At 43.6% G+C, this 22,461-nt stretch carries 26 protein-coding genes; 15 read left to right on the forward strand and 11 right to left on the reverse strand.

Annotated elements, in window-relative coordinates; genetic code table 11:
* Positions 1-2: 2 nt before the first annotated feature.
* Positions 3-890, reverse strand: a complete 888-nt coding sequence (pstC, locus tag THEIN_RS06580) for a phosphate ABC transporter permease subunit PstC (protein WP_013907902.1) — start codon at positions 888-890, stop codon at positions 3-5.
* 70 nt (positions 891-960) lie between these two features.
* Here pstC and THEIN_RS06585 point away from each other — a divergent pair, with 70 nt between their 5' ends.
* Positions 961-2,073 (forward strand): DUF362 domain-containing protein, encoded by a 1,113-nt coding sequence (locus tag THEIN_RS06585; protein ID WP_013907903.1) that lies wholly within the window; start codon positions 961-963, stop codon positions 2,071-2,073.
* Entirely contained in the window at positions 2,070-2,519 is a 450-nt protein-coding gene (locus THEIN_RS06590) for a Mut7-C RNAse domain-containing protein (RefSeq protein WP_013907904.1), read from the forward strand. Before THEIN_RS06585 ends, THEIN_RS06590 begins: the two co-directional genes overlap by 4 nt.
* Here THEIN_RS06590 and THEIN_RS11635 read toward each other — a convergent pair.
* The 4 genes from THEIN_RS11635 to proC all read right to left on the reverse strand — a co-directional run bounded on the left by THEIN_RS11635 (position 2,488) and on the right by proC (position 6,286).
* On the reverse strand, positions 2,488-3,333 hold the full coding sequence (locus THEIN_RS11635; protein ID WP_013907905.1) for a DUF4198 domain-containing protein: 846 nt from the start codon (positions 3,331-3,333) through the stop codon (positions 2,488-2,490). The genes THEIN_RS06590 and THEIN_RS11635 overlap by 32 nt on opposite strands.
* Positions 3,334-3,469: 136 nt before the next feature.
* The gene (locus THEIN_RS06600) at positions 3,470-4,552 is read right to left on the reverse strand and encodes a serine hydrolase domain-containing protein (RefSeq protein WP_013907906.1); all 1,083 of its coding nucleotides are present in this window, start codon (positions 4,550-4,552) and stop codon (positions 3,470-3,472) included.
* On the reverse strand, positions 4,545-5,444 hold the full coding sequence (hslO, locus tag THEIN_RS06605) for an Hsp33 family molecular chaperone HslO (RefSeq protein WP_013907907.1): 900 nt from the start codon (positions 5,442-5,444) through the stop codon (positions 4,545-4,547). The genes THEIN_RS06600 and hslO overlap by 8 nt, the downstream gene beginning before the upstream one ends.
* Entirely contained in the window at positions 5,444-6,286 is an 843-nt protein-coding gene (proC, locus tag THEIN_RS06610; RefSeq protein WP_013907908.1) for a pyrroline-5-carboxylate reductase, read from the reverse strand. The genes hslO and proC overlap by 1 nt, the downstream gene beginning before the upstream one ends.
* An 81-nt stretch (positions 6,287-6,367) precedes the next feature.
* Between proC and argH the strand changes: the two genes are divergently transcribed.
* The 11 genes from argH (at position 6,368) to THEIN_RS11650 (ending at position 14,484) form a co-directional block, all read left to right on the forward strand.
* Positions 6,368-7,747 (forward strand): argininosuccinate lyase, encoded by a 1,380-nt coding sequence (gene argH, locus THEIN_RS06615; RefSeq protein ID WP_013907909.1) that lies wholly within the window; start codon positions 6,368-6,370, stop codon positions 7,745-7,747.
* Between the two features lie 4 nt (positions 7,748-7,751).
* On the forward strand, positions 7,752-9,002 hold the full coding sequence (gene hisS, locus THEIN_RS06620) for a histidine--tRNA ligase (protein ID WP_013907910.1): 1,251 nt from the start codon (positions 7,752-7,754) through the stop codon (positions 9,000-9,002).
* On the forward strand, positions 9,002-9,724 hold the full coding sequence (locus THEIN_RS06625) for a sulfite exporter TauE/SafE family protein (protein WP_013907911.1): 723 nt from the start codon (positions 9,002-9,004) through the stop codon (positions 9,722-9,724). Before hisS ends, THEIN_RS06625 begins: the two co-directional genes overlap by 1 nt.
* A gap of 1 nt (position 9,725) precedes the next feature.
* The gene (locus THEIN_RS11640) at positions 9,726-10,058 is read left to right on the forward strand and encodes a TIGR02266 family protein (RefSeq protein WP_013907912.1); all 333 of its coding nucleotides are present in this window, start codon (positions 9,726-9,728) and stop codon (positions 10,056-10,058) included.
* A 95-nt stretch (positions 10,059-10,153) separates the two neighbouring features.
* Positions 10,154-10,399, forward strand: a complete 246-nt coding sequence (locus THEIN_RS06635) for an AtpZ/AtpI family protein (protein ID WP_013907913.1) — start codon at positions 10,154-10,156, stop codon at positions 10,397-10,399.
* Complete coding sequence (locus THEIN_RS06640; protein WP_013907914.1) at positions 10,386-10,808, forward strand: ATP synthase subunit I; 423 nt, start codon at positions 10,386-10,388, stop codon at positions 10,806-10,808. The genes THEIN_RS06635 and THEIN_RS06640 overlap by 14 nt, the downstream gene beginning before the upstream one ends.
* Positions 10,809-10,811: 3 nt before the next feature.
* Positions 10,812-11,558, forward strand: a complete 747-nt coding sequence (gene atpB / locus THEIN_RS06645; RefSeq protein WP_013907915.1) for a F0F1 ATP synthase subunit A — start codon at positions 10,812-10,814, stop codon at positions 11,556-11,558.
* 84 nt (positions 11,559-11,642) lie between these two features.
* Positions 11,643-11,993: an ATP synthase F0 subunit C gene (gene atpE, locus THEIN_RS06650; protein WP_013907916.1), complete on the forward strand. Its 351-nt coding sequence runs from the start codon at positions 11,643-11,645 to the stop codon at positions 11,991-11,993.
* Positions 11,994-12,119: 126 nt separating this feature from the next.
* Positions 12,120-12,956: a tol-pal system protein YbgF gene (gene ybgF / locus THEIN_RS11645; protein ID WP_013907917.1), complete on the forward strand. Its 837-nt coding sequence runs from the start codon at positions 12,120-12,122 to the stop codon at positions 12,954-12,956.
* Positions 12,957-12,993: 37 nt separating this feature from the next.
* Positions 12,994-14,067: an ABC transporter substrate-binding protein gene (locus THEIN_RS06660; RefSeq protein ID WP_169311157.1), complete on the forward strand. Its 1,074-nt coding sequence runs from the start codon at positions 12,994-12,996 to the stop codon at positions 14,065-14,067.
* A gap of 12 nt (positions 14,068-14,079) precedes the next feature.
* The gene (locus THEIN_RS11650; RefSeq protein ID WP_013907919.1) at positions 14,080-14,484 is read left to right on the forward strand and encodes an Hsp20/alpha crystallin family protein; all 405 of its coding nucleotides are present in this window, start codon (positions 14,080-14,082) and stop codon (positions 14,482-14,484) included.
* Positions 14,485-14,653: 169 nt separating this feature from the next.
* Here the strand turns inward: THEIN_RS11650 and waaC are convergent, their stop codons facing one another.
* The 3 genes from waaC to waaF are packed head-to-tail and all read right to left on the reverse strand — an operon-like array spanning position 14,654 to position 17,182.
* Positions 14,654-15,649 (reverse strand): lipopolysaccharide heptosyltransferase I, encoded by a 996-nt coding sequence (gene waaC / locus THEIN_RS06670; RefSeq protein WP_013907920.1) that lies wholly within the window; start codon positions 15,647-15,649, stop codon positions 14,654-14,656.
* Entirely contained in the window at positions 15,630-16,193 is a 564-nt protein-coding gene (gmhB, locus tag THEIN_RS06675) for a D-glycero-beta-D-manno-heptose 1,7-bisphosphate 7-phosphatase (RefSeq protein ID WP_013907921.1), read from the reverse strand. The genes waaC and gmhB overlap by 20 nt, the downstream gene beginning before the upstream one ends.
* Positions 16,190-17,182: a lipopolysaccharide heptosyltransferase II gene (waaF, locus tag THEIN_RS06680; RefSeq protein WP_013907922.1), complete on the reverse strand. Its 993-nt coding sequence runs from the start codon at positions 17,180-17,182 to the stop codon at positions 16,190-16,192. The genes gmhB and waaF overlap by 4 nt, the downstream gene beginning before the upstream one ends.
* A 392-nt stretch (positions 17,183-17,574) precedes the next feature.
* Between waaF and hisA the strand changes: the two genes are divergently transcribed.
* Together hisA and THEIN_RS06690 are read left to right on the forward strand one after the other, a co-directional pair.
* Positions 17,575-18,306, forward strand: coding sequence for a 1-(5-phosphoribosyl)-5-[(5-phosphoribosylamino)methylideneamino]imidazole-4-carboxamide isomerase (gene hisA, locus THEIN_RS06685; RefSeq protein ID WP_013907923.1), 732 nt, complete (start codon positions 17,575-17,577; stop codon positions 18,304-18,306).
* Complete coding sequence (locus THEIN_RS06690; protein WP_013907924.1) at positions 18,303-20,288, forward strand: ribonuclease catalytic domain-containing protein; 1,986 nt, start codon at positions 18,303-18,305, stop codon at positions 20,286-20,288. Before hisA ends, THEIN_RS06690 begins: the two co-directional genes overlap by 4 nt.
* A gap of 12 nt (positions 20,289-20,300) precedes the next feature.
* On the opposite strand, the gene THEIN_RS06695 is transcribed toward THEIN_RS06690, so the two are convergent.
* From THEIN_RS06695 to THEIN_RS06705, 3 genes are read right to left on the reverse strand one after another with little or no spacing between them, the layout of a single operon-like run.
* A complete protein-coding gene (locus THEIN_RS06695; RefSeq protein WP_013907925.1) occupies positions 20,301-21,260 on the reverse strand; it encodes a GGDEF domain-containing response regulator in 960 nt (319 codons plus the stop codon).
* Positions 21,202-21,696 carry an NUDIX domain-containing protein gene (locus THEIN_RS06700; RefSeq protein WP_013907926.1) on the reverse strand — a complete coding sequence of 165 codons (495 nt, stop codon included), beginning with the start codon at positions 21,694-21,696 and terminating at the stop codon, positions 21,202-21,204. The genes THEIN_RS06695 and THEIN_RS06700 overlap by 59 nt, the downstream gene beginning before the upstream one ends.
* Positions 21,693-22,460, reverse strand: coding sequence for an inositol monophosphatase family protein (locus THEIN_RS06705; RefSeq protein ID WP_013907927.1), 768 nt, complete (start codon positions 22,458-22,460; stop codon positions 21,693-21,695). The genes THEIN_RS06700 and THEIN_RS06705 overlap by 4 nt, the downstream gene beginning before the upstream one ends.
* Position 22,461: the final 1 nt, after the last annotated feature.

The following is a 22,461-nucleotide window of genomic DNA, read 5'->3' on the forward strand; positions in this document are numbered from 1 at the left end:
GTTTACACCCTAGTTTTAATAATAAAGACACGAGCAATAAGATTTACTAAAACCGTGATGATAAAAAGAAGAAGCCCTATTTCTACAAGCACAGCCAGGTGTAGCCCTTGTGCTTCGTTAAACTCATTGGCAATAACACTGGCCATAGTGTTTCCTAAATCCCAGATACTTGAAGGGATAGTTGACTTGTTTCCGATTACCATGGTAACAGCCATGGTTTCCCCAAGGGCTCTTCCTAGGGCCAGTACAATGCCTGCTACTATGCCTGACTTGGCGTATGGAAGGATAACGCCTCTAATTGTTTCCCAGCGAGTGGCTCCCAGACCATAAGCGGCTTCTTTTAAATCATTAGGACAAAGTTTTATTACATCGCGAGCCACTGAAAGGGCATAAGGCAAAATCATAATGGCCAAAACCAAAGAAGCCGTAAAAATTCCAAGGCCGTAAGGAGGAGCACCAATTTTCATTTCGAGTTTTCTGATTATGGGGACGAGGAAGAAAAGGGCCCAGAGACCGTAAATTACTGAAGGAATTCCGGCTAGAAGTTCCATTATGAAAGAAACTGGTTCAGCTATTTTTTTAGGGGCTAGTTCTCCCAAAAATATTGCTCCGGCGAGAGCAAAAGGGGCGGCTATAAGCAAGGCTAGAAACGAGGTGAGTAGAGTCCCTACGATAAAAGGTAAAGCGCCATACTTGTTGGCTAGAGGGTTCCAGTCAGTACTCCAGATAAAACTTAAACCATAATGTTTAATGGCCGGCCAGGACTGGATTATCAATGTTATTAAAGAAGCAATAATCAACAAAATAACTATAAGCCCTGACCCAATGGCCAAATACCTAAATACATCATCCCAGATTTTTAATGGTGGAGATAGATTTTTATCGTTCATCATGGTCCATAATATAAATAAAAAGCTAGGTTTAGTTGTTACAAAAATTTGACAATTTGGAGGTTTTCTGATGGCAACTAAAGTTTATTTTACGGACTTAAAAGTAGATAATAAAAAGAGCCTGCTGGAAAAAATTCCCAAACTTTTAGAACCTTTTAATTTAGCCGAACGTTTTCGCCAAAATTCTTTAGTGGCGGTAAAACTTCACTTTGGTGAATGGGGAAATCTGGCCCATCTTCGACCCCAGTGGGCTAGAAAAGTGGTTGAAGTCCTTAAAGGCCTTTCAGTTAAGCCTTTTCTTACGGATACCAACACCCTTTACAAAGGTAGCCGCTCTGACGCCGTCTCTCATATTGAGACCGCTATTGCCAATGGATTTGATTTTGCGGTAGTAAAGGCTCCAGTGATTATTGCGGACGGTTTACGGGGTAATTCTTACGAACTGATAAAGCTTGATCTTCCGGTCTTGAAAGAATTTTACATAGCCAAAGAAATTTACCGGGCCGATGGTCTAGTGGTGCTTACTCATTTTAAAGGTCACGAGCTTTCTGGCTTTGGAGGCACTATAAAAAACCTGGCTATGGGAGGAGCGGCCCGTAAAGGCAAACTTCAGCAACATTCAACTCTTACTCCCAAAGTTAATAAACGTTTGTGCGCAGGTTGTGGCACTTGCCTTGAATTTTGTCCGGTAGAGGCGCCAGAGCTGGCCGTGGGAGCCAAAAAGAAACGTTTCCGCATTAACCCTAAAAAATGTATTGGCTGCGGGGAATGTATCGCCGTATGTCCTAAAGGAGCCATTAAAGTACAATGGAATGAACAGGCCGTGCCTTTTATGAAGAAAATGGCCGAATACGCCTATGCTGTTCTTTCTAATAAACAGGGGCGAGCGGTTTTTTTGAATTTTATCATGGATGTTTCTCCTGCCTGTGATTGCCATCACTACAACGACTATCCGGTGGTGAGAAATATCGGTATTTTGGCCTCTGATGATCCGGTAGCCATTGATCAGGCTTCAGTGGAGCTGGTAAACGCCGAGCCTTCTCTTCCTGGAGCAAAGATATGCGCCGATCCAGGAGAAGATAAGTTTAAGAGTTTATACCCTAAAGTAGATTGGGAAATTCAGCTAGCTCATGCCGAAGAAATAGGTTTGGGAACGAGAGATTACGAACTCGTGAGAGTATGAAAAAACTCATTGCCGATAAAACCGTTGGTAAGCTTGCCAAGTGGTTGCGCATTTTAGGTATCCCTTGTGAAATGCAAGAAATTAAGAGCTTAAAGGAAATTCCGAAAGAAGCTATTTTATTTACCCGTTCAAGGCGGATTGCCTCTTCCCAAACAATCTTGCTGGAAAGCGATAAAGTGGAAGAACAGCTTAAATTTGTTTTTGAAAAACTTCCTGAACTTAAAGGTCAAATCAAGCCTTTTAGCCTTTGTCTCAGGTGTAACCAAAAGCTTGAGCCAGTTTCTAAAGAAGAAGTCTTCGGCCTGGTGCCTGACTATATCTATGAAACCTTTGGGTACTTTAAACGTTGCCCGCTATGTGGGCGTATTTACTGGCCAGGTAGTCATCAAAAGCGTATGTCATCTGCGCTTAAGTCTATTCTTGCGGTGAAGGAGGCTCAGGAGTAAGAACAGGTGCTTTTTCGGGAAGTTTGAAAGGTTTGCCTACGTAAAGCCAGAAAGAAGTTCTCAAAAATAAGGGATAGCTAGTATTTCCTATCATGTGTTTCCCGTAAGGTATTTTGGCGGTTATTAGCCACCAGCCATCTTGAGGAAAGCCTATACTGAACTCGCCGTTCTCATCCGTATAAAGAGAAAAATACATCCGCGGGGTATCCCTTTTACCAAATTTATCTTTGGGGAGTTTATCAGGAGAAAGATAAACGCCGTTAAACCGAACGACCTGTACAAACACTTTGGGGGCGGGTTTCCCCTCAAACAAGATTTGGCCTCTAAAGATCTGGCCAACAGAAAGCCCGTAAGGGCGGGTCATGGGTACTATTTCAAATTTTTGCTCGAGAATTTGCCCCCAGCCCTTTTCTTCTTCTACGTGTAATGGAACTTTAACTATCTCCTGCCACACTTCACCGATAGCGGGCATAAGAGTTGGCTGAGTGATGAATAAGAAATAATAATCCCCTGCCAGAGTGGGGACATATTTGACTTTCCAGGCAAAACGCTTTTTCCCGGTGGAAAAATCCTTGAACATTACCCGCACAAAAGCCAGGGGTTCTGTTTTTTTGTCCGGTCTAAAGACTTTACCCTTGGGGGCTTTGAGGTCATAGACTATTCCCTGGAAGGGCTCTGTTCGCAGGACAAAAAACTGTATCTCCTGGCCCTTTAAGGCATATCCCTGGCCTTTAGGGTCAAACACCGTAAGAAAATAGCCCCAACTCGAGCTTACCCAGCAGAATACTAAAAGAAAAACAATGAGTGTGCGCATCCTTTTATCCTCTTTTTCTTACAAAAAGAATACTTCGCTCGTGTCAGCACATAGCGACAACTAGAGAAAGCCATTACGAGCGAAGTATTCTCGCAAGGCCCAAACCTCGCTATGGCAATTTTAACTATCTTATATCTTAAACGGCTGAACCGACAATTTTCTTAAAGATTAAATCATGTAAGGCGGGTCGGAAAACCTTAAGTTTATTAGGCTGGCGGTGGGGATGCACCCGGTTGCTCAAAAGAAGGACGATCAACTCGTTTTCAAAGTCAATCCAGAAAGAAGTGCCGGTAAAACCAAGGTGCCCCAAGGCTTTCCTTGAGATAAATTCTCCGGCACTTGAACCTTGAGGGCTTGGTCGGTCAAAGGCTAAAGCCCAGGTGCCCGCCTCTGAGTGCCAGTTCCAGAAAAGGGAAACTATTTTTTGGGTCAAAAAATTGCGGTTTTCTCGGCCCAAATAGGCATTTAGCAAAAACAAAAGGAGCCTGAGTATTTCTTTTGCCTTACCAAATAATCCGGCGTGGCCAGCTACGCCACCTAGTACCCAGGCGTTTTCGTCGTGCACCTCGCCTTTTATGAGCTTCCCCCGCCAGGGGCAAACCTCAGTAGCGGCCGCCTGTTCTTTATCTTTAGGCCTAAAAAGAATACCCTTTGAAGAAAGCCCAAGCATTTTTAATGTGTCTTCAAAGAATTCTTCTAGAGTTTTTCCGCTAACTATTTCTATGATTCCTCCCAGAAGAATAAAGCCCAGGTCACTATAGATATGCTTTTTCCCCACCGGATAAGCCAGGGGTTCTTTAAGAATCCAGGTGATAACCAAGTCTTTACGTTTTTCTGGAGGATAAGTGATGAGTTTAACAAAATAAGGCCTGTGAGCGGGAAGGCCGGCGCTATGACTTAACAAGTTAGCTGTGGTTACTTCTTTAAACCAAAATGGCACGGAGAAAAACTCATAAAGCCTTTGGCCAAGTTCTATCTTTCCTTCAGCTAAAAGCCTCATCAAGCAAAGGCCGGTGGCCAGAGGTTTGCTAAGAGAAGCAAGGTCATAGTACGTTTCAAGGCTAGCCTGGCGAGGGACAGGCAAAATTTCTTGCCAGCCAAAAGCTTCCATGTAAACTTCGCCAGCGTGCCACACCGCCAGTACTGCTCCGGGAAAGACCTTTTCTTTTACGCCCCGGCGCATCATTTCGGCAATTTCTTGAGGGAAGGGCTTAGGCATCTAGTTCGCGGCGGCTCTTTTCCTCAATTTGTGAAAGGAGCTTTTCAAGCTCTTCAACGGTGAAAATATATTCTCGGTTGCAGAAATCGCAGGTTATGCGGGCAGGTTCATTCTTCTTGATAAGTTCTTCTATTTCTTCAGGCCCAAGGGCGATGAGGGCCCTTTCTACCCGATCGCGAGAGCAGCGGCAGCGGTAGGCAAGGGGCCTTTTTTCTAAAATTTCCACATTATCCCGGCCAAAAATGCGATAAAGTATCTCTTCAGGGCTTAGCTCTTCTTCGCGCAATAGGCTCGTTACTGGAGGCAGTTTTTTGAGTACTTCTTCGATGTTGGCAATTTGTTCGTCAGTGGCCGCGGGAAGGGTTTGAATCAAAAAGCCGCCAGCAGCTTTTACCTGGTTGTCTGTGTCCACAAAAACACCAAGCCCCACCGCAGAGGGAATTTGCTCAGAAACTGTAAGATAGTAGCTAACGTCTTCGGCAATCTCGCCGGAAATAAGCTTGGTAGAGCCCTGGTAAGGCTCTTTTAAACCCAAATCGCGGGTCACGGAAATAAAGCCGTCTCTCCCTACGGCCTGGCCTACCAGGAGTTTCCCCTTTTGCGGGGTCAGGTGGATATTTGGTTTTTGTACCAAACCGCGTACGCTTCCTTGGGCATCAGCTTCTGCAAGCACCTCGCCTATCGGGCCACCTCCGTTTATCTGGATCATGACGCGCCCGGTTTTTAAGTCTAAGCCAAGGAGGGCAGCGGCGGTAAGGGCGCGCCCAAGAACCGCCGTGGCTGTAGGGGAAGTGCCGTGGATCTTTCTGGCTTCTTCTACAATGTCTTTGGTGTCAGCAGCAAATATACGAAAAGCCCCGTCTTTGGTCATTCCGCGAACAGCGTAACTCATTAGTTTTCCTCCTTGAGGGCTAAAAGAGTGAGTTCTTTAGAGCGATTGGCAGACTCTTCTACTGCGTCCATTACTGTGGCCTTAAAAGCGCCTTCTTCCAAAGCTTTTAAGCCACAAATGGTAGTACCACCAGGCGAGGTTACCATGCTTTTTAACTCGTATGGATTTTTGCCTGTCCCCTGCATTAATTTCAGAGTTCCAAGTATTGTTTCTTGGGCAAGAATTTCAGCTACCGGCCGGGGAAGGCCAACTTTTACGCCGCCGTCTATCAAGGCCTCCACAAAAGCGGCTACATAAGCCGGCCCACTTCCTGAAAGCCCGGTTACCGCGTCAAAATATGTTTCAGGAAGTTCTATGGCTTTACCAAAGGCTTCCAAGAATTCTCGGGCGAGAGCCAGGTCTTCTGACGAGGTGTAGCGCCCGCCGGTGTAAACAGAAATCCCTGCCTGGACTAAGGCCGGGGTGTTGGGCATAACCCTGACCACTTTGATTTTTTCTGGAAGATGGGCTTCAAGGAGAGCTATAGGAATGCCGGCGGCAATGGAAATAATTAGATGACGCGAAGTATCCACACAAAGAGTAATCTCTTTTAAAACTTCTTTGATAATTTGTGGTTTTACCGCCAGAACTATTAAATCAGCTTCTTTTACCAGGGCACAGTTATCAAAAATAATTTTTATTCCCGGGAAGGTGTTTTTCAGGTATTCGCGGCGTTCAGGAGAAGGCTCTGAAACGATGATATTTTCTGGCAAAGCTGCCTTAGAGTCAATTAGGCCTTTGATTATGGCTGAGGCCATCTGGCCGCCACCTATAAAACCAATTTTTAAACCTTTAAGAGACATAGGCCCTCCTCTTGTTTTGTGTTATTTCTTATCACTTTAAGAAAACTTTGTTAACAACCAAAAATTTACGTGGAGGACAAAATGGCCCAAAAGCCCTGGGGAGGACGTTTTTCCGAAGAAACAGATAAACTGGTAGAGGAGTTCACCGCCTCGGTTCACTACGATAAAAGACTTGCCCTTTACGACATTCGCGGAAGCATAGCTCACGCCCGCATGCTGGGAAAAACGGGCATTATTCCCTTAGAAGACGCCGAAAAAATAATAGCTGGTCTTAAAGAAATTGAAAAAGACATAAAAGAAGGCCGTTTTAAGTGGCGCAAAGATTTAGAAGACGTGCACATGAACATAGAGGCCGCCCTTTACGAAAAGATTGGCCCGGTGGCGGGAAAGCTTCACACCGCCCGCAGCCGGAACGACCAGGTGGCCACAGACGTAAGGCTTTTTCTGCGAGACGTTATAGACGAAACCTTAAGCCGCTTAAAAGACTTGAGAAAAGCCCTGGTAGAAAAGGCCAAAGAGAACCTGGAAGTAATTCTTCCCGGTTTCACCCATCTCCAACACGCCCAGCCGGTACTTCTGGCCCACCACCTTATGGCTTATTACGAGATGTTTACCCGTGATGCCAAACGTTTTGCCTTTGTCCGCCAGGAGACAAACGTTTGTCCGTTGGGAAGTGCCGCCCTTGCAGGAACACCCTTTCCTGTGGATCGTGAGATGGTGGCCCAGGAACTTGGCTTTGCAGGCATTACCAGAAACAGTATGGACGCCGTTTCTGATAGGGACTTTATCGTCTCCTTCCTTGCGGCCGCGTCTCTCGCTTTTGTTCATCTTTCGCGCCTTTCAGAAGAACTAATTCTCTGGATAAGCCAGGAGTTCGGTTTTATAGACCTGCCGGATAAACTTTGCACCGGTAGCTCTATTATGCCCCAGAAAAAAAATCCCGACGTGGCGGAGCTCATCAGAGGAAAAAGCGGCCGCGTTTTTGGAAATCTCTTCACTCTTTTAACGGTGTTAAAAGGCCTTCCAATGACCTATAACCGTGACCTCCAGGAAGACAAAGAGCCTCTTTTTGATACGGTAGATACCCTTTTGGCGGTCCTGGCTCTGGCCAAAGAATTGATAGTGGGCCTTAAAGTGAACCGGGAGCGCATGCGCAAGGCCTGCGAGGAAGGGCATCTCACGGCTACAGATCTGGCTGATTACCTGGTTACTAAAGGGCTACCCTTTCGCGAGGCCCACCACGTGGTAGGCCGTCTGGTGGCCTATTGTGAAGAAAAGGGCCAAAAGCTCTGGGAGTTGCCAATTGAAAAGCTAAAAGAGTTTTCCGAGCTAATCGGAGAAGATGTTTATGAGTGGCTTACCCTTGAAGGTTCGGTGTCCAGGCGTAAAGTAGTGGGGGGCACGGCCCCAGAGCAAGTGGAAAAAGCCATTTATCAGGCGGAAAAAGAACTGGAGGCTTAAAAGAATGATTAAGGCTGTTCGCGGATTTAAAGACATTTTGCCTGGAGAGACGGGAAAATGGGTTTATCTTGAGGGATTAGCCAGAAGATTGTTTAACGCCTACGGTTTTCGCGAAATTCGCACGCCCATTCTTGAAAAGACCGAGCTCTTTGCCCGAAGCATTGGTGAAGCTACGGATATCGTTGAAAAAGAAATGTATACCTTTCTTGACCGCAACAAAGAGAGTGTGACTTTGCGCCCTGAAGCCACGGCAGGCATTTGCCGGGCGGTAATTGAGCACGGCCTTTACGCTAAGGCCAAAGTGCTCAAGCTCTTTACCATGGGGCCTATGTTTCGTCATGAGCGGCCGCAAAAGGGCCGTCTGCGACAATTTCATCAGTTTAACGCCGAGGTCTTCGGAAGCCATACTCCGGGGACAGACGCCGAAGTTATTGCCCTGGCCATGGATATTCTTGAAGCCGGAGGGGCTAAGGACCTGCGTCTGGAGATAAATTCTTTGGGCTGTCCAGAGTGTCGTCCGGACTTTAGAGAAAATTTGCGAAAGTTTCTAAGAGATAATGCTGATAAACTTTGTGAAGACTGTAAGCGGCGCACGGAGAGGAACCCGTTACGGGCTTTGGATTGCAAAAAAGAGAGCTGTCAGGCCGTTTATGTAAATGCCCCCCTTATAGAAGAATTCTGGTGTGAAGACTGCCGCAAGCATTTTGCTAGAGTTTTAGAAGAACTTGAGCTTTTAGGCCTTGATTATGTTAAAAATCCACGCCTGGTGCGAGGTCTTGATTACTACGTGCGTACTACTTTTGAAATAAAAGCCAGAGGTCTAGGAGCCCAGGACACCGTGGCTGCTGGTGGCCGTTATGATGGCTTGCTCAAAGCCCTGGGTGGGCCGGATATTCCCGGAGTTGGTTTTGCCATTGGGGTAGAAAGGTTTCTCCTGGTGGCTAATTTGCCCGAAGGACTTGAGCGCGGGCTTGATCTCTTTGTAGCGGCCCTGGGAGAAGAGGCCAAGCGAAAAATCTTGTCTCTAGTTAGATCTCTGCGCCAAAACGGATTTTCTGTTGATCTTGATCATGAAGGAAGGAGCTTAAAGGCCCAGCTCAAAACGGCCAACCGCCTTAAGGCCCGCTATACTTTGATTCTCGGTGAAAATGAACTCAAAGAAAAAGTAGCCCTTTTGAGGGATATGGCCACAGGAGAACAAGAAACGCTTTCTTTGGCTGGCCTTGAAAAAGAACTGATTAAACGCCTTTCGTAATGGGGCTCTACGAAATAGCGGTTATTTTTTTAGCGGCCTTTATTTACGGGGTGGCTGGTTTTGCCTTTGCCCTCCTGGCTGTACCGCTCCTTTCTTTTGCCTGGCCATTGAAACACATAGTGCCCCTGGTAGCCCTTCTGGCCACTTCTTTAAACGGGCTCATGTTATTCAAATTAAGGAAGAGCTTTGCTTTCAAGCGCGTTATGCCCCTGTTATTGGGAGGGTTGCCTGGGGTTTTAGTAGGGGCCTATTTTCTGCGGCATTATGATAACGCTTTTTTGCGTGTTATTCTGGGCCTGGTGCTGGTTCTTTATGGTCTATGGGGCCTTAAGAATCCCAAAAGACCTTTTATTATTGGTGACAACTGGGGTTATCTCTTTGGCTTTTTAGCAGGTTTTCTCGGCGGAGCTTTAAATACACCAGGGCCTCCAGTAATAATCTACCTTACTCTTAAAGATTGGGGTAAAGATGAAATTAAAAGCACGCTTCAGGGATTTTTCTTTTTGTTGGCCATTTTTGTAATTTTTTCTCACTGGCGAATGGGGCTTATTACGCCTGAGATTTTAAAAAATTATCTGATAGCCTTTCCCGTAATTCTTATAGGGCTTTTTTCAGGCCACCGTCTATATGGCCGATTAAGTTTAAAGGTGTATCAAAAAATACTTTACGGCTTATTAGTAATCATGGGGCTTTTATCTTTCCCGTGGAAAATTGGAGGCTGAAATGGAAAAGAGAAAATGTGAGCGGATAAGACACGTCTTTCGCGTTGATTACAGTACCCCTGAGGCCCTTTTCAACGAATTTGCTGAAAACATTAGTGAAGGTGGTTTATTTATTCAAACCAATAATCCTCTAGAAATTGGCACAGAAATAGTTATTGAATTTATGCTTCCTTTCATGGATGAGCCTATCAAAGTTAAGGGTCGGGTAGAGTGGCACACCAATCTCCCTGGAGTCAATAAAAATCCGCCTGGGATGGGCGTAAGTTTTCAAAAGCTTTCTACAGAAGACAAGGAAAAAATTAATGAAGTGGTGAGAAAGTTAAAGGCTCTTTAAGGCTTTCTACCTTTTGTTTTCTCTATTTCCCTTTTTTTATCAGTGGTATTTGGAAATTGACTCTTGCCCTCCCCTGTGCTAAGGAAAAGGCGTTTATGAAAGAGGGGATGCGTTATTTTTTGAGCCTGCTTGGCGACTTTTTAACGGTAGGCCTGGCCGTAGGCGGGTCTGTAGCCGCAGGCGTGATTACCGGTTGGTTTATCGACGAAAAAATTTTTGATGGCCGAACTTCTCCCTGGTTTACTATGATTTTTGCAGCCTTTGGTATAGCAGGGGGAATAAAAAATATTTTTGTTATGACCAAAAGAAGATTCAAGAACGAGAGAAATGATAAGGCTTGAAACTAACGAAGAATTTTTAAAACGTTTTAAAATTTGGACAGGTATCTTACTGCTGGGTATAGCTGTTTTGTTTTACTTAGTCACTGCTTCCTGGGCGCAAGGGCTAAGTGTTTTAGTAGGGGGAGCTATAGCTCTCTTGAATTTTCAATCTCTTCATAAAGATGTTAAGGCTATCGCTCAAAGTGTGGCCTTAGGGCACCAGACAGCCTCGCGAGCTACTAGGGTCTATCTTTTCAAATATTATCTCAGGCTGATAGCTACCGCGATTGTGCTATTTTTTGTGATAAAAGTTCAAATCATTAAACCTTTGCCGTTTATAGTGGGTATTTCGGTTATTATCATGAATATTTTACTTTGCTTTTTTAGGGAAATAGGGCGTAATTTCTGGCTAAAATTTAAGGAGGGCTAGGTTATGGAACATCCGTTACTGTTCCTGTGCTTTTTGTTGGAACTTTTAGGAATTCCTTCAGGCTGGCATTATTACGAGCATGCCGATCAATACGGTATTCTTGCCCAAATTTTCGCTCCTCATATGGTTCACAGCTATTTCGTCTGTATTTTGATCATAGTTCTTATTATTACGGGGCTTAAAAAGCGAGAATTTATTCCTAAAGGCGCTCAGAACTTTTGGGAATTTGTGCTTGAATCTCTTTATGAGTATACCAAGAGTAATGTTCCTTCTTCTGGCAAGCTCAATTTAGTACCTTATGTGTTCCCGTTGATTGTTTGCTTTGCCGTTTATATCCTTTTTTGTAACTACATTGGTATAATCCCTGGTTTTATGGCTCCTACGGCCAATATTAACGTTACTTTAGGTTTAACTTTGATAACCATTGTTTACTATCACTTTTTGGGTCTTCGTTTCCAAGGGCTTAAATATTTCAAACAATTTTTGGGGCCCATTCCCTATTTGATCCCGCTAATCGCTCCAGCCGAAATTTTTGGACATATTGGTCGTATTATTTCTCTTTCCGTACGACTTTTCGCCAACATGATGGCTAAAGAACTTTTGATCGGAATATTGCTCTTTTTGGCTGGGCCGTTTTTTGCGCCCCTGCCTATTCTTTTACTAGGTGTGCTGGTTGCTTTTATCCAGATGCTCATTTTTATCACTCTTTCTTTAGCTTACTTTGCTGGAGCTGTTGAAGAGCATCATTAATAGAGAGATATAACGGGGTGCGGAGAGGCCCTTTGCATCCCAAAAAAAGAAAAATATAAAATTTTTAAAAGGAGGGAGTAGGTTATGAAAAAAGTTTTAGGTCTTGCGGTTCTTTTCCTTCTTACCGGAGTAACTATGGCCTTTGCTGCGGAAGGTACACAGGCTGCTCTTGGTAATGGTTTCTTAGGCATGGTAGTTCTTGGTTCTTGCTTGGGCATCGGTGTAGCCGCTAGTGGTTGTGGTGTTGGCATGGGTCACTGCGTACGCGGTGCTTGTGAAGGTATTGCTCGTAACCCAGAACTTTCTGGTAAGCTTACTGTTACCATGATCTTGGGTCTTGCTTTTATCGAAGCTTTGACCCTCTATGCTCTCGTGTTGAGCTTTTACCTCGTATTCGCTAAGCTTCCTGGTTACATGGCCCTTATTGGCGCCTAATAGCTTTTTGCTTTTGTATATAAAAGCCGTGGGGGGAACTCCTTCACGGCTTTTTATAATGGCGCAGGTTTTCGAGTATTAATTTTGACTCTTGACGCTGCCCCTATAGCCAGATAGAAGTATGATATGCCAATAAGAAAACTTCTTCCGCTTTTTTTTATAGGGTTTCTTTTAACAAGTTGTGCCACTAATCAACAGGATATTCAGGTCTTAAATAGCCAGCTTTATAATCTCAGTTCTCGATTGGATTCTTTAGAATCCCGTTTGAGTGCTGTTGAAAAAGAAGTAGCTCGCCTTAGCCAAAATCAGGCCAAGTGGCAAAAGAAAATAGAAAATCTTGCCCTTGACAGGCAAGAAAAGCTTGCTGAACGTCAGGCAGAGCTTAGTTCAGAGATAGACAAACTCCAAGCAGAACAACTCCGCTTAAACGGCCAGATAGAACAGCTACTTTATCTCCAACAGCAAGACCGTGAAAATTTACAAGATTTTCAAAATAAAATATTAGCCAGGCTACAAAAACTTGAGGAAAAACTTTCTTCTTCAACCGTAACAACCAATAAAAAAGAAAAAGAAGAAAAAGTAGTTTCTCAAGAGGATCTTTATCAAAAAGGCCTAGATCTTTTCAAGAAACGTCTTTATGAAGATGCCCAGGCAGCTTTTGAAGAGTACTTAAAAAAATATCCCAAGGGGAAACGGGCTCCTAATGCTTTGTTCTGGATCGGAGAATGTCTTTATAAACGAAAGCTCTATGAAGAAGCTATTTTACAGTACCAGAAGGTTATAGACCAGTTTCCTAAAAGCCCTAAAGTGCCAGCTGCTCTTTTAAAGCAGGGGCTCGCCTTTTTGCGTTTAGGTGATACCGAAGCCGCAGCTATTGTTTTCAAAAAACTTGTAAGACAATATCCACGTACTGAACAAGCCCGCATAGCTAGGAAGTATCTTGCAAAGCTTGGTAAAAATTAAACTACAAATCTTTATTTTTGCGTTTACTTTCCTTTTTTTGGCTCAAACAGCCGCTTGGGCTGCCTTAAAGATAGGTGTTGTACTACCTCTATCAGGAGAACAAGCACATTTTGGGAATCAATTAAAATTGTGGCTAGAAGAAGTAAACCAAACTTTAGCTCGCCAAGGAGTTTCTTTTGATCTCGTATATCTTGATTCACGAGGTTCTCCTTCGAATATTAGAAAAGTAGTAGAAGATGCTCTCTGGCAAAAAGTAAATGTGTTAATAGGCCCTCTAATGCCTACTTGTGCTGATGTTTTAGTTAGAGAGGCGCGTCTTTATGGTCTTCCTGTTATTGTTACTTCTGGAGAAATAAATCCCATTAAATATTTAAGAAATCCTCCGGGGCCAGTTTTTAGAACAGGTATTTCTACACGCCTTGCCGTAAAGGCCCTTTACCACTGCCTTAAAAACAGGGGGATACATAAAATAGGCCTCCTTCTTACTCGTGATCCTTTTGGCCGAGAGGGAGAAAAATGGCTTTACGCTTACGCTACAGAGTTTGCTCTAAAGATAGTTAAAAAGCGCTATTTTGGTGTTTTTGATACGGATGTTACCCAGCATCTTGAAGATATGCTTGATTGTGATGCCATTATTTGTTGGGCTCCAGCCAGATCAAGTCTCCAGGTGCTAAAAAATATCCATAGAACCAGCTATGCTATACCGGTGTATTTTTCTCACATTGTTGATGATGAAATTTTTCTTAAAGAAACCTCTTTTAATATGCCCTTTGTAGGACCGGCTTTTTTTTACCAGGGCAAAAATTTTCCAGGGGATAAGAATCTTTTAAATGTATGGCTCACTTATAAGCAACAATATGATCTTCCTGATAATATTTACTTTGGCGCTTTTGCTGATGCCTTAATTTTTTTGAAAGAGGCTATTAAAAAGGGAGGATATAACCACTGGCTTAAATCTATGGATAGGTTAAGGGTTGTTAAAGGGCTTACGGGGATTTATTTTCTATCTCCAGATGACCATTATGGATTAATATCAGCTAGCTTAGGTGTTTTTCAATATAATGGGTTTAATTTTGAACCCATTTGTAAACCCCAAAAGGGTGTTTTTTAACCGGGGGTTATTATGGGAGTTATAAGGATTCTTTGGAGTGACGGTCTTGGCCAACTTTATAAGCAAAAGTTTGCTTATTTAGCCGAAATATTTTTATTTCAAATGACTTGCTTGCCTAAAGGGAAAGGCTGGCAACCTCCGGTAGATATATTTGAGATACCGCAGGGTTTGATAGTTACAGTTAATTGCCCTGGAGCCGATAGAAATCTTTTTGAAATTCGTCTGGACGGAACTTTTCTTTATATACGAGGCTATCGAAGTGTTCCTTTAAAACAGGGCCGAGTTTATCAGCTAGAAGGAGAATATGGGCCTTTCGAAAGGCTTATTCGTCTTCCTTTCTCAGTAACAGATGAAGGTGCAGAAGCCGTTTTTGAAGACGGATTATTAAAAATCTTCCTTCCCAAACAAAGACACTAAATTGAGATCTTTGCAAAATTAAGGAAAATAAATATAGATTGATCGCCACAGCGCTTAGCGACAGGGATTGCTTCGGCTGCTGGCGCAGCCTCGCAATGACTCTCTCAGGTGTCACTGCGAGCCTGTATGGGCGAAGCAGTCTCTTGAATAAGATATTTTGCAAAGGTCTCTAAATTATTTTTTGAGCAGCAGTCCAAACTTCTTCTGGAGTAATATTTTTCATACATGTTTTATTTTCACACTCTTTAAGGAAACAGGGACTACAATTTAATTTTTTGTATAACACCTGATGCTTATCTCCAAGAGGGCCTGTGCGCCAAGGAGCAGTAGGTCCAAAAAGGGCTATTACTGGTGTTTTTAAAGCCGCAGCCAGGTGCAAGGGGCCGGTATCAACAGAAACCACCAATTTTGCCCCAGCAAGCACTGAGGCTAGTTCTTGCAAGTCTGTTTTTCCACAAAGGGATACCCCGTGGCTCCCATTTATCAAGCTATTTACGTAATCTTGGTCGTTTTTTGAGCCAACAAATACAGGTAAGAGCCCGTGGCTTTCAAAAGTCTCACTTAGCTTTACCCAGCCTCTTTTAGTCCAATATTTAGTAGACCATCGAGTACAAGGAATAAACACTACGTAGTTTGTAGGTAAATTAAATTTTTCACGCAGAGGTTTTAAAGGAGGTAAAGGAGGAAAAGAAAATTCTATTTTTTCTATCGGCTGCCCCATGTATTTTAAAACTTTTAAATAGCGCCAAATAGCATGTTCATCGGGATCATAAGGCGGTAACTTGAAGTTATAAAAAAATGGACTTCCTTCGCGATGGTTAGCAAATCCTAGCTTACATCTCCCTCTTGCCAATCCTACGATAATCCCACTTTTTAAAAGCCCTTGTAAGTCTATAACCACATCATAATGTTTAGTTCTGAGCTCTTTTATTAGGTTTTTCCATAAATAGAGATTGGCAAAATTTTTTTGTCTTAGCTCTCTTAAAATGCGTTTGCGAGGCCAGACCAATAAGCGGTCAATATAGGGATGACCTTCAAGAAGACGTGAAAACTCTTCCTCTACTATCCAATCTACTTCAGCTCCGTTTTTTTTAAGTGCTGAAAGCACAGGAAGAGCATGAACAATATCTCCGAGAGAGGATAGTTTAACTATTAAAATTTTCATATTTTAAGATTTTTTTGGCTGCTTCTAAGAGGTCTTTGGCTATCAGGTCTGGTTTGATACCAAGTTTTGGCAGGGTTTGCAATAGTTCCTGTTCCCCATATCCGGTAAGCACCAGAACACTTTTGGCTCCGATGTTTTTAGCTAGCAATATGTCTGTATCGCGATCGCCTATAACGTAAGCCCGGGATAAGTCCAGCTTCAATTCTTGAGAAGCCTTTTTAATTAAGCCGGGCTTTGGTTTACGACACTCACAATTTTCTTCTGGATGGTGAGGACAAAAATATATTCCATCAATAGTGGCCCCGCGTGTAGAAAGCTCTTTAAGCATTTTCTGATGAATAGCCTGAAGAGTATCAGGAGAAAAATAGCCTCTAGCTAGGCCACTCTGGTTAGTTATTACCAGCACGGCAAAGCCTGCTTTCTTAAAAAGACGAATGGCTTCAGGGACTCCTGGTAACAAACGAAAGTCTTTAGGGTTGCGTAAATAATTGACTTCTTCGTTTATAGTCCCGTCCCTATCAAGAAAAACTACGGGTTGTTTCATGTTTGGGTTACCTCTTGGCAGGCTTCAAGAACCTGGGTTACAGAAATCTTTTCAAAACAAATATATCCTTTATCACAGGAGCGGGAAAAACAGGGGCTACAGGGCACTTCTTTATAAACCACTTTAGCACGGGGGTTAATAGGGCCACTTACTAGCGGACTAGTAGAACCGAAAATGGCCACCTGGGGTACCCCTAAAGCTGCAGCTACATGCATAAGTCCTGAATCATTGCTAACAAAAAGATTAAGACGGGCAATTATGCCTGCCGAAGTAGCCAGGTCTAGAAGTCCGCAGAGGTTTCTTGCTCTGGGAAGGTCTTTTACGATTTCGTCCCCTACAGACTTTTCTTTTTCACCACCTAAAACCAGTATCGAATAACCCAAACGCCTTAGGTGATAAGCCAGAGCTCGATAACGGGCTTGAGGCCACTGTTTAGCCGGGCCAAAAGCGGCTCCAGGGGCAAGCCCCGCCCAGGGCTTGGGTAAATTGGTCAAAAAACGCAGTGCCTTTTCGTAGGCATCTTCTTTCAAAAAGAGTTTTAGTTCGCGAAATTTAACTTCAAAACCAAGTTGGGCTAAAAGATTCAAGTAGTAATCTCGCTGATGCATTGTTCCTTTAGGTTTGGCTATTCCATGGGTTAGCAAAAAGCCTCTTCCATCGGTACGGTAACCGGCCCGTGCCTTAACTCCTGCCAGATAAAAATTTAGGGCGGAAGAAAAAGAATTTGGAAGTAAGATACCGACTTTATATTTGTTTTTTATTTTCTTGGCCAGCAGCCATATGTCTTTTTGAGAAGACCTTATTTCATAAAGATTACCTAGCTTAGGAAAACCTTTAAACAGTTCTAGTATGTGGGGCCGGGCTATAAGGGAGATTTCTTCAAAATAAGTGGCCAGATTCACTAAAACCGGCGAGGCCATAACAGCATCGCCAATCCAGTTTGGCAAGCGAACTAATAACCGGCCTTCTTTAGGAAATGGTTTAGGCATAGGGAAAAGATACAGCTCTTTGGAAGTCAATCAAGTTATTTTCGAGCTCTCCACTCAAGATATGCCCATAAAAGCCCAACAAATATTGTAATTCCCAGCATTTCCAATAAAAAATCGCTCATATTCCTATTTTATTTCTTGGCTCCAAAAGGTTCAACTTGGGTTTGAAAATTTTATCGACTTGATAGAGTTTCCCATGAAAAAATTTTTGTTAGTAAAGATAAGCCAACCAATCTTTCTACCGAGATTCCCGCTTAAGCCTTGGAGACGAAGCCCCAACGGGTAGAGACTTATTCAGAGGTCTCATTTCTACTTAACCGGGAATCTAGGTTTGAAATTTTTCCTAAATGAGGGTAAGCCTTAACCATCAAATAAAGGTTAAGGAGTACTGAATGCTTGTGGTTCCGGCTATTGATCTAAAAGACAACCGTTGTGTAAGGCTATACCAGGGTGATTATCAGAGAGAAACGGTCTTTAGTGACGATCCCGTGGCCGTAGCCCGAGGCTTTCAAGAAACAGGGGCTGAACTTATCCACGTGATTGACCTTTCCGGCGCCAAGGAAGGCAAGGCTGTTCATCGTCAATTAATAAAAAAGATTTTGGCCGCCATAGAGGTACCGATAGAAGTTGGTGGCGGGATAAGAGACATAAAGACCATTGAAGATTATTTAGCCGACGGGGTTGACCGGGTTATTCTTGGTACCATCGCCTGTCGAAAACCTGAGCTGGTGCGAGAAGCCGCTCGGCTTTTTCCACAAAAAATCGTAGTCAGCCTTGATGTGCGCGGGGACTTTGTAGCTGTTGAGGGCTGGACCACCGAAAGCGAGATACATTATCTAGACCTTGCCAAAATGCTCGAAGATGCAGGGCTTCGAGCCATTATTTTTACTGATATTACCAGAGATGGAACAGAAGAAGGAGTTAATTTAAAAAGAGTTGTACCTTTACTTGAAGCTGTAAGTTTACCAGTTTATCTTGCGGGAGGTGTTTCAACCATTGAAGACATCAAAAAGCTTTTACCCTTAGAAGAAAAAGGCCTTGAGGGAGTAATTACTGGACGGGCTATTTACACCGGTTCCCTCGATTTAAAAGAGGCAATAAAGCTGGCCAAAGGTGACCTGTGAAAGAAAAAGATTATTCTGGACATTTAATAGAGTTTGCCGAACAGGGACGCACCCAAACGGCCTATTGTCTTGGCCAAAAAGACCGTCGTTTAAGGGTGCTTTTGCCTACAGGTCGCGAAGAACTCCTTCCCCGTACTCGGGTCCTGCATATTTCTAAAAGGGCCTATCGGGCCCCTCATCGTCAAGAACAGCTGGAAATTATAAAAGAAGCAGATAACCGTCGAGAAGCTTTAAAACAGGAGATAGACCTGGAAACTCTCTGGGAACTGGTGGTAGATGACACTGAAGAGATGTCCCCTGAAGAGCTTGCCGAGATTTACTTTGGTGAGGGGGCTGATGATGATCACGCCGCGGCTATCATAAGGGCTGTACTAGAAGACCGCCTTTATTTTCGTTTTAAGGAGGGAAATATCTACATTCCTTCTCGCGAAGAAGTAAGCCGTTTAAAAGAAGCAAAAAGAAAAGAAGCGGAACGTCTGGCTCGTCGTGAACAGGGAGCGGCCTGGCTCAAATCTCTTTTGACTAAAGAAACCTACGATGTAGAAGACAATATAAAAAACTACTGGCTAAAAGCCTTGAAAGAATACCTGCTCTTTGGCGATGAGGCCCAAAATGCCAAAGAAACCAAAGAGCTCTTGAAAAGGGTAGGGGCCGATAGGCCCGGAAAAGTTTTTGAAATTTTAGTCTCAACCGGAATCTTCACGGAAGACGAAAATCTTGAGCTTTTACGCTTTGACGTCAAAGAAGCCTTTCCCGAAGAAGTAGAAAAAGCCGCTCAAGAAATTGTAGCTCAAGGTTTTAGCCGGGAAGACCGTGAAGACCTGACTGAACTTTTGCCTGTCACTATAGATGGCCCAGAGACCAGAGACTTTGACGATGCAATCCATTTTGTTCAACATGATGACGCACTTGAAGTAGGAATTCATATTGCCGATGTTTCGGCCTTTGTGCCTAAAGAGTCCCCCATATTCCGTGAGGCCTTAAACCGAGGGTCAACTATTTATTTGCCTGACCGGATTATCCCTATGCTTCCGCGGGTAATTTCCGAAGAAGCAGCTAGTTTAATAGCCGGAAAAGAACGCCCGGCACTATCTTTTATCATAAAGCTTTCTCCTGACGGCGAAATAAAAGAGTTTCGCCTGGTGCGTTCAGTCATAAAAGTGGCCAAAAGGCTTACCTATGACGAAGCCGACGCTTTCCTTGAGTCAGACTTCAAGCCCCTTTATAAAATGGCTGAAAAACTTTTTAACAGGCGTCTTGCAGCCGGGGCCTTGCCTGTTTATCTGCCAGAGATAAACCTTAGGGTAGAAGATGGTCACATTATCCTTGAACGCATTGAGATTACCGGCGCAAGATTTTTAATTTCTGAATACATGATCCTTGCCAATTATGTAGCGGCTCTCTTTTTAAAAGAAAACCAGATTCCGGCTATTTATCGCAGCCAGCCTAAACCTAAAGAACGTTTAATTTCTGGAGGAGAACAGGACATTTTCCTTAATTTTATGCAATTAAGGCAGCTTTCCCGTGGTGAAATGCTACTTTCACCAGAGTTTCATCATGGCCTGGGCCTCCCCTGTTATACGACGGTGACTTCTCCTATACGTCGGGTTATAGACCTAATCATGGAACATCAACTCTGTCATTTCCTAAAAACAGGTAAACCTTGTTTTAGTTTGGAAGAAATAGAGGAATTTGCCAAAGAAATATCCCGCGCCTTAGAAGTGGTTAATACCATTAAAAACAAGACTTATCGCTATTGGCTACTCAAATATCTAAAGCAAAACGCTCGCAACCGACCTTTAGACGCTTTAGTCATAGATATCCATCAACGTAAAGCCAAAGTATTATTGCTAGATTTTATGCTAACAGTTGATGTGCCTCTCCCTCCGAGTTTGAGACTCCAGCCAGGAGAAAAGGTCAAAGTAATACTTAAAGGTATTCAACCTCGCGAAGAAACCATTAGGGCCTTTTTAGCCCACTAATTTTCAGAATTTTCAGACAGAATTTACAGAATTTTGAGAAGATAATTGAAGGGTTAGCGGATCAACGATTAGAGTGTTACCTCCCTTTTTTTTGGCCTCATATAAAGCTTCGTCAGCTCGAAGGATTAAGTCATCTATACTTTCGGAAAAAGGACGGTCTTCATAGTGTATGAATCGAGCTATTCCTGCAGAAAGGCTAGCTGGAACAGTATCTTTTTGATTGAAACGTTCGATAATGCGATGGGTTATTTTACTGGCCACTTTGGTGTCACACTGAGGCAAAATTAAAGCAAATTCATCCCCTCCGTAACGGAAAGGAAGGTCCACATAACGCCTGGTGGAAGAAACCATTATATGGGCCAAAAGTCTTAAAAGTTTATCTCCGGCCTGGTGACCAAACGAATCATTGTATTGTTTGAACATATCCATATCAAACAAGGTAAGATGCAAGGGGTATTTTTGGCGCCAGGCTTTATGGCACTCTTTTTCAAGTTTTTCTTCAAAATAACGGCGGTTAAATATGCCGGTAAGGGGGTCCTGTTTGGTCAAAAGTTCTAGCCTGGCCCTTAACTCCCTTTCGCGCAGGATGCGTTTAATTTTGGCCTCGAGTTCGTCTAGCTCAAAAGGCTTGCGAATAAAGTCACTGGCTCCGGCCTCTATTACATCTTTGTATTTGATTTTTTGGCCATAAGCCGTAATGACAATAATGTCTATATTTGGGTTTATTTCTTTGACTTTCTTTATCAAGGTTAAACCGTCTATCCTGGGCATGAAGATATCGGTGATGATTACGGTATAACTACCTTTTTCCTTAACTAATTTAAGGGCTTCCTCTCCATTCGAAGCCGTATCACAGGGGCAATCGTGTAGAGATAAAAAGGAGGCAATCTGCTCTCTGGCCAGAGGATCATCGTCAACAACGAGGAATCTTTTTTTTGCAGGCCTTTCCAGGCAAAAATTCGCTTTTTCCATGCTTCCAGTTTATGTAATCGGCAATAATGTTTCCATGGTCAAAGACTAACTCATTAAAGGGGATTTCGTCCAGAGAAAAAAGCCTGGCCAAGGCTGCGTCATCAGCCCCTTCAGGCTCTCCCCGGGCTTTGGCTATGTAAACCGTGGTTATCGTGTGAAACCGTGGGTCTCTACCAGGTGCAGAGTAAGTGTAAAACTGACAAACCAGTTCTACTTCTAGGCCAGTTTCTTCTCTGGCCTCACGTATAGCGGCTTCTTCCAGGCTTTCTCCATAATCTACAAAGCCGCCAGGAAGGGCCCAACCCAAAGGGGGATTTTTTCGTTTTATAAGAACAATTTTTTCTTCTACCTCAATGATAATATCCACCGTCGGGAAGGGATTTTTATAGATCTCTATGGTTTCACCACATTTGGGACAGGTTCTTTCTTTTTTCATGGTACATATTTGGAGGCAATTTTGGTCATTTCTTCGTGTATAAGGCCATTTGAGGCTACAATATGATTTTGGAAAGGATCGTATGGCTCACCAAGATAATTGGTCACTTTACCGCCGGCTTCCTCTACCAGCAATATACCCGCGGCTGTATCCCAGGGTTTGAGATAAGGCTCCCAGAAGCCATCTAAGCGGCCGCAGGCTACGTAAGCCAGGTCAAGGGCAGCGGCGCCAGCACGCCTTACTCCCTGGGCCTTTACCAGGAAATCATGAAAAGCCCCTACCACCTTTACCGGGTCTTCATGGATTTGATAAGGAAAACCAGTAGCCAAAACCGCATTGTTGAGATCGTTGATTTGGGAAACTTTAAGTCTCTTTCCATTTAAATAGGCTCCCTGACCTCGTTCAGCCCAGAAGAGCTCATCAAGCATAACGTGGTAAATTACCCCTAATATCGGTTGTTTGTCTTCCATAAGGGCAATGCTTGGCGCAAACCAGGGAAACCGATGTGCATAGTTAGTAGTGCCGTCTAGCGGGTCAACCAGCCAGTAGCGCCCAACAGGCTCAGTCCTGGCTTCTTCTTCTCCTAAAACGGGAATACCTGAGCTTTTTAAGATATCTACGATTAGCTTTTCACTTTTTATATCTATTTCGGTTACCAGGTCAATTTCGCCCTTGTGACGAACCTCAACCTCTTTATCAAAAAATTCTCGCTGAAGCCTTCCTGCTGCCAGAGCTGAAGCCTTAGCGAGGGCCAATAAGTCCATT

Origin of the sequence: Thermodesulfatator indicus DSM 15286, assembly GCF_000217795.1 — a bacterium.
Lineage (GTDB): Bacteria > Desulfobacterota > Thermodesulfobacteria > Thermodesulfobacteriales > Thermodesulfatatoraceae > Thermodesulfatator > Thermodesulfatator indicus.

Bases quoted from the DNA above. Each gene is read 5' to 3' on its own strand.
- pstC (WP_013907902.1), bottom strand. From the start codon at position 890: ATGAACGATAAAAATCTATCTCCACCATTAAAAATCTGGGATGATGTA.
- THEIN_RS06585 (WP_013907903.1), top strand. From the start codon at position 961: ATGGCAACTAAAGTTTATTTTACGGACTTAAAAGTAGATAATAAAAAG.
- THEIN_RS06590 (WP_013907904.1), top strand. From the start codon at position 2,070: ATGAAAAAACTCATTGCCGATAAAACCGTTGGTAAGCTTGCCAAGTGG.
- THEIN_RS11635 (WP_013907905.1), bottom strand. From the start codon at position 3,333: ATGCGCACACTCATTGTTTTTCTTTTAGTATTCTGCTGGGTAAGCTCG.
- THEIN_RS06600 (WP_013907906.1), bottom strand. From the start codon at position 4,552: ATGCCTAAGCCCTTCCCTCAAGAAATTGCCGAAATGATGCGCCGGGGC.
- hslO (WP_013907907.1), bottom strand. From the start codon at position 5,444: ATGAGTTACGCTGTTCGCGGAATGACCAAAGACGGGGCTTTTCGTATA.
- proC (WP_013907908.1), bottom strand. From the start codon at position 6,286: ATGTCTCTTAAAGGTTTAAAAATTGGTTTTATAGGTGGCGGCCAGATG.
- argH (WP_013907909.1), top strand. From the start codon at position 6,368: ATGGCCCAAAAGCCCTGGGGAGGACGTTTTTCCGAAGAAACAGATAAA.
- hisS (WP_013907910.1), top strand. From the start codon at position 7,752: ATGATTAAGGCTGTTCGCGGATTTAAAGACATTTTGCCTGGAGAGACG.
- THEIN_RS06625 (WP_013907911.1), top strand. From the start codon at position 9,002: ATGGGGCTCTACGAAATAGCGGTTATTTTTTTAGCGGCCTTTATTTAC.
- THEIN_RS11640 (WP_013907912.1), top strand. From the start codon at position 9,726: ATGGAAAAGAGAAAATGTGAGCGGATAAGACACGTCTTTCGCGTTGAT.
- THEIN_RS06635 (WP_013907913.1), top strand. From the start codon at position 10,154: ATGAAAGAGGGGATGCGTTATTTTTTGAGCCTGCTTGGCGACTTTTTA.
- THEIN_RS06640 (WP_013907914.1), top strand. From the start codon at position 10,386: ATGATAAGGCTTGAAACTAACGAAGAATTTTTAAAACGTTTTAAAATT.
- atpB (WP_013907915.1), top strand. From the start codon at position 10,812: ATGGAACATCCGTTACTGTTCCTGTGCTTTTTGTTGGAACTTTTAGGA.
- atpE (WP_013907916.1), top strand. From the start codon at position 11,643: ATGAAAAAAGTTTTAGGTCTTGCGGTTCTTTTCCTTCTTACCGGAGTA.
- ybgF (WP_013907917.1), top strand. From the start codon at position 12,120: ATGCCAATAAGAAAACTTCTTCCGCTTTTTTTTATAGGGTTTCTTTTA.
- THEIN_RS11650 (WP_013907919.1), top strand. From the start codon at position 14,080: ATGGGAGTTATAAGGATTCTTTGGAGTGACGGTCTTGGCCAACTTTAT.
- waaC (WP_013907920.1), bottom strand. From the start codon at position 15,649: ATGAAAATTTTAATAGTTAAACTATCCTCTCTCGGAGATATTGTTCAT.
- gmhB (WP_013907921.1), bottom strand. From the start codon at position 16,193: ATGAAACAACCCGTAGTTTTTCTTGATAGGGACGGGACTATAAACGAA.
- waaF (WP_013907922.1), bottom strand. From the start codon at position 17,182: ATGCCTAAACCATTTCCTAAAGAAGGCCGGTTATTAGTTCGCTTGCCA.
- hisA (WP_013907923.1), top strand. From the start codon at position 17,575: ATGCTTGTGGTTCCGGCTATTGATCTAAAAGACAACCGTTGTGTAAGG.
- THEIN_RS06695 (WP_013907925.1), bottom strand. From the start codon at position 21,260: ATGGAAAAAGCGAATTTTTGCCTGGAAAGGCCTGCAAAAAAAAGATTC.
- THEIN_RS06700 (WP_013907926.1), bottom strand. From the start codon at position 21,696: ATGAAAAAAGAAAGAACCTGTCCCAAATGTGGTGAAACCATAGAGATC.
- THEIN_RS06705 (WP_013907927.1), bottom strand. From the start codon at position 22,460: ATGGACTTATTGGCCCTCGCTAAGGCTTCAGCTCTGGCAGCAGGAAGG.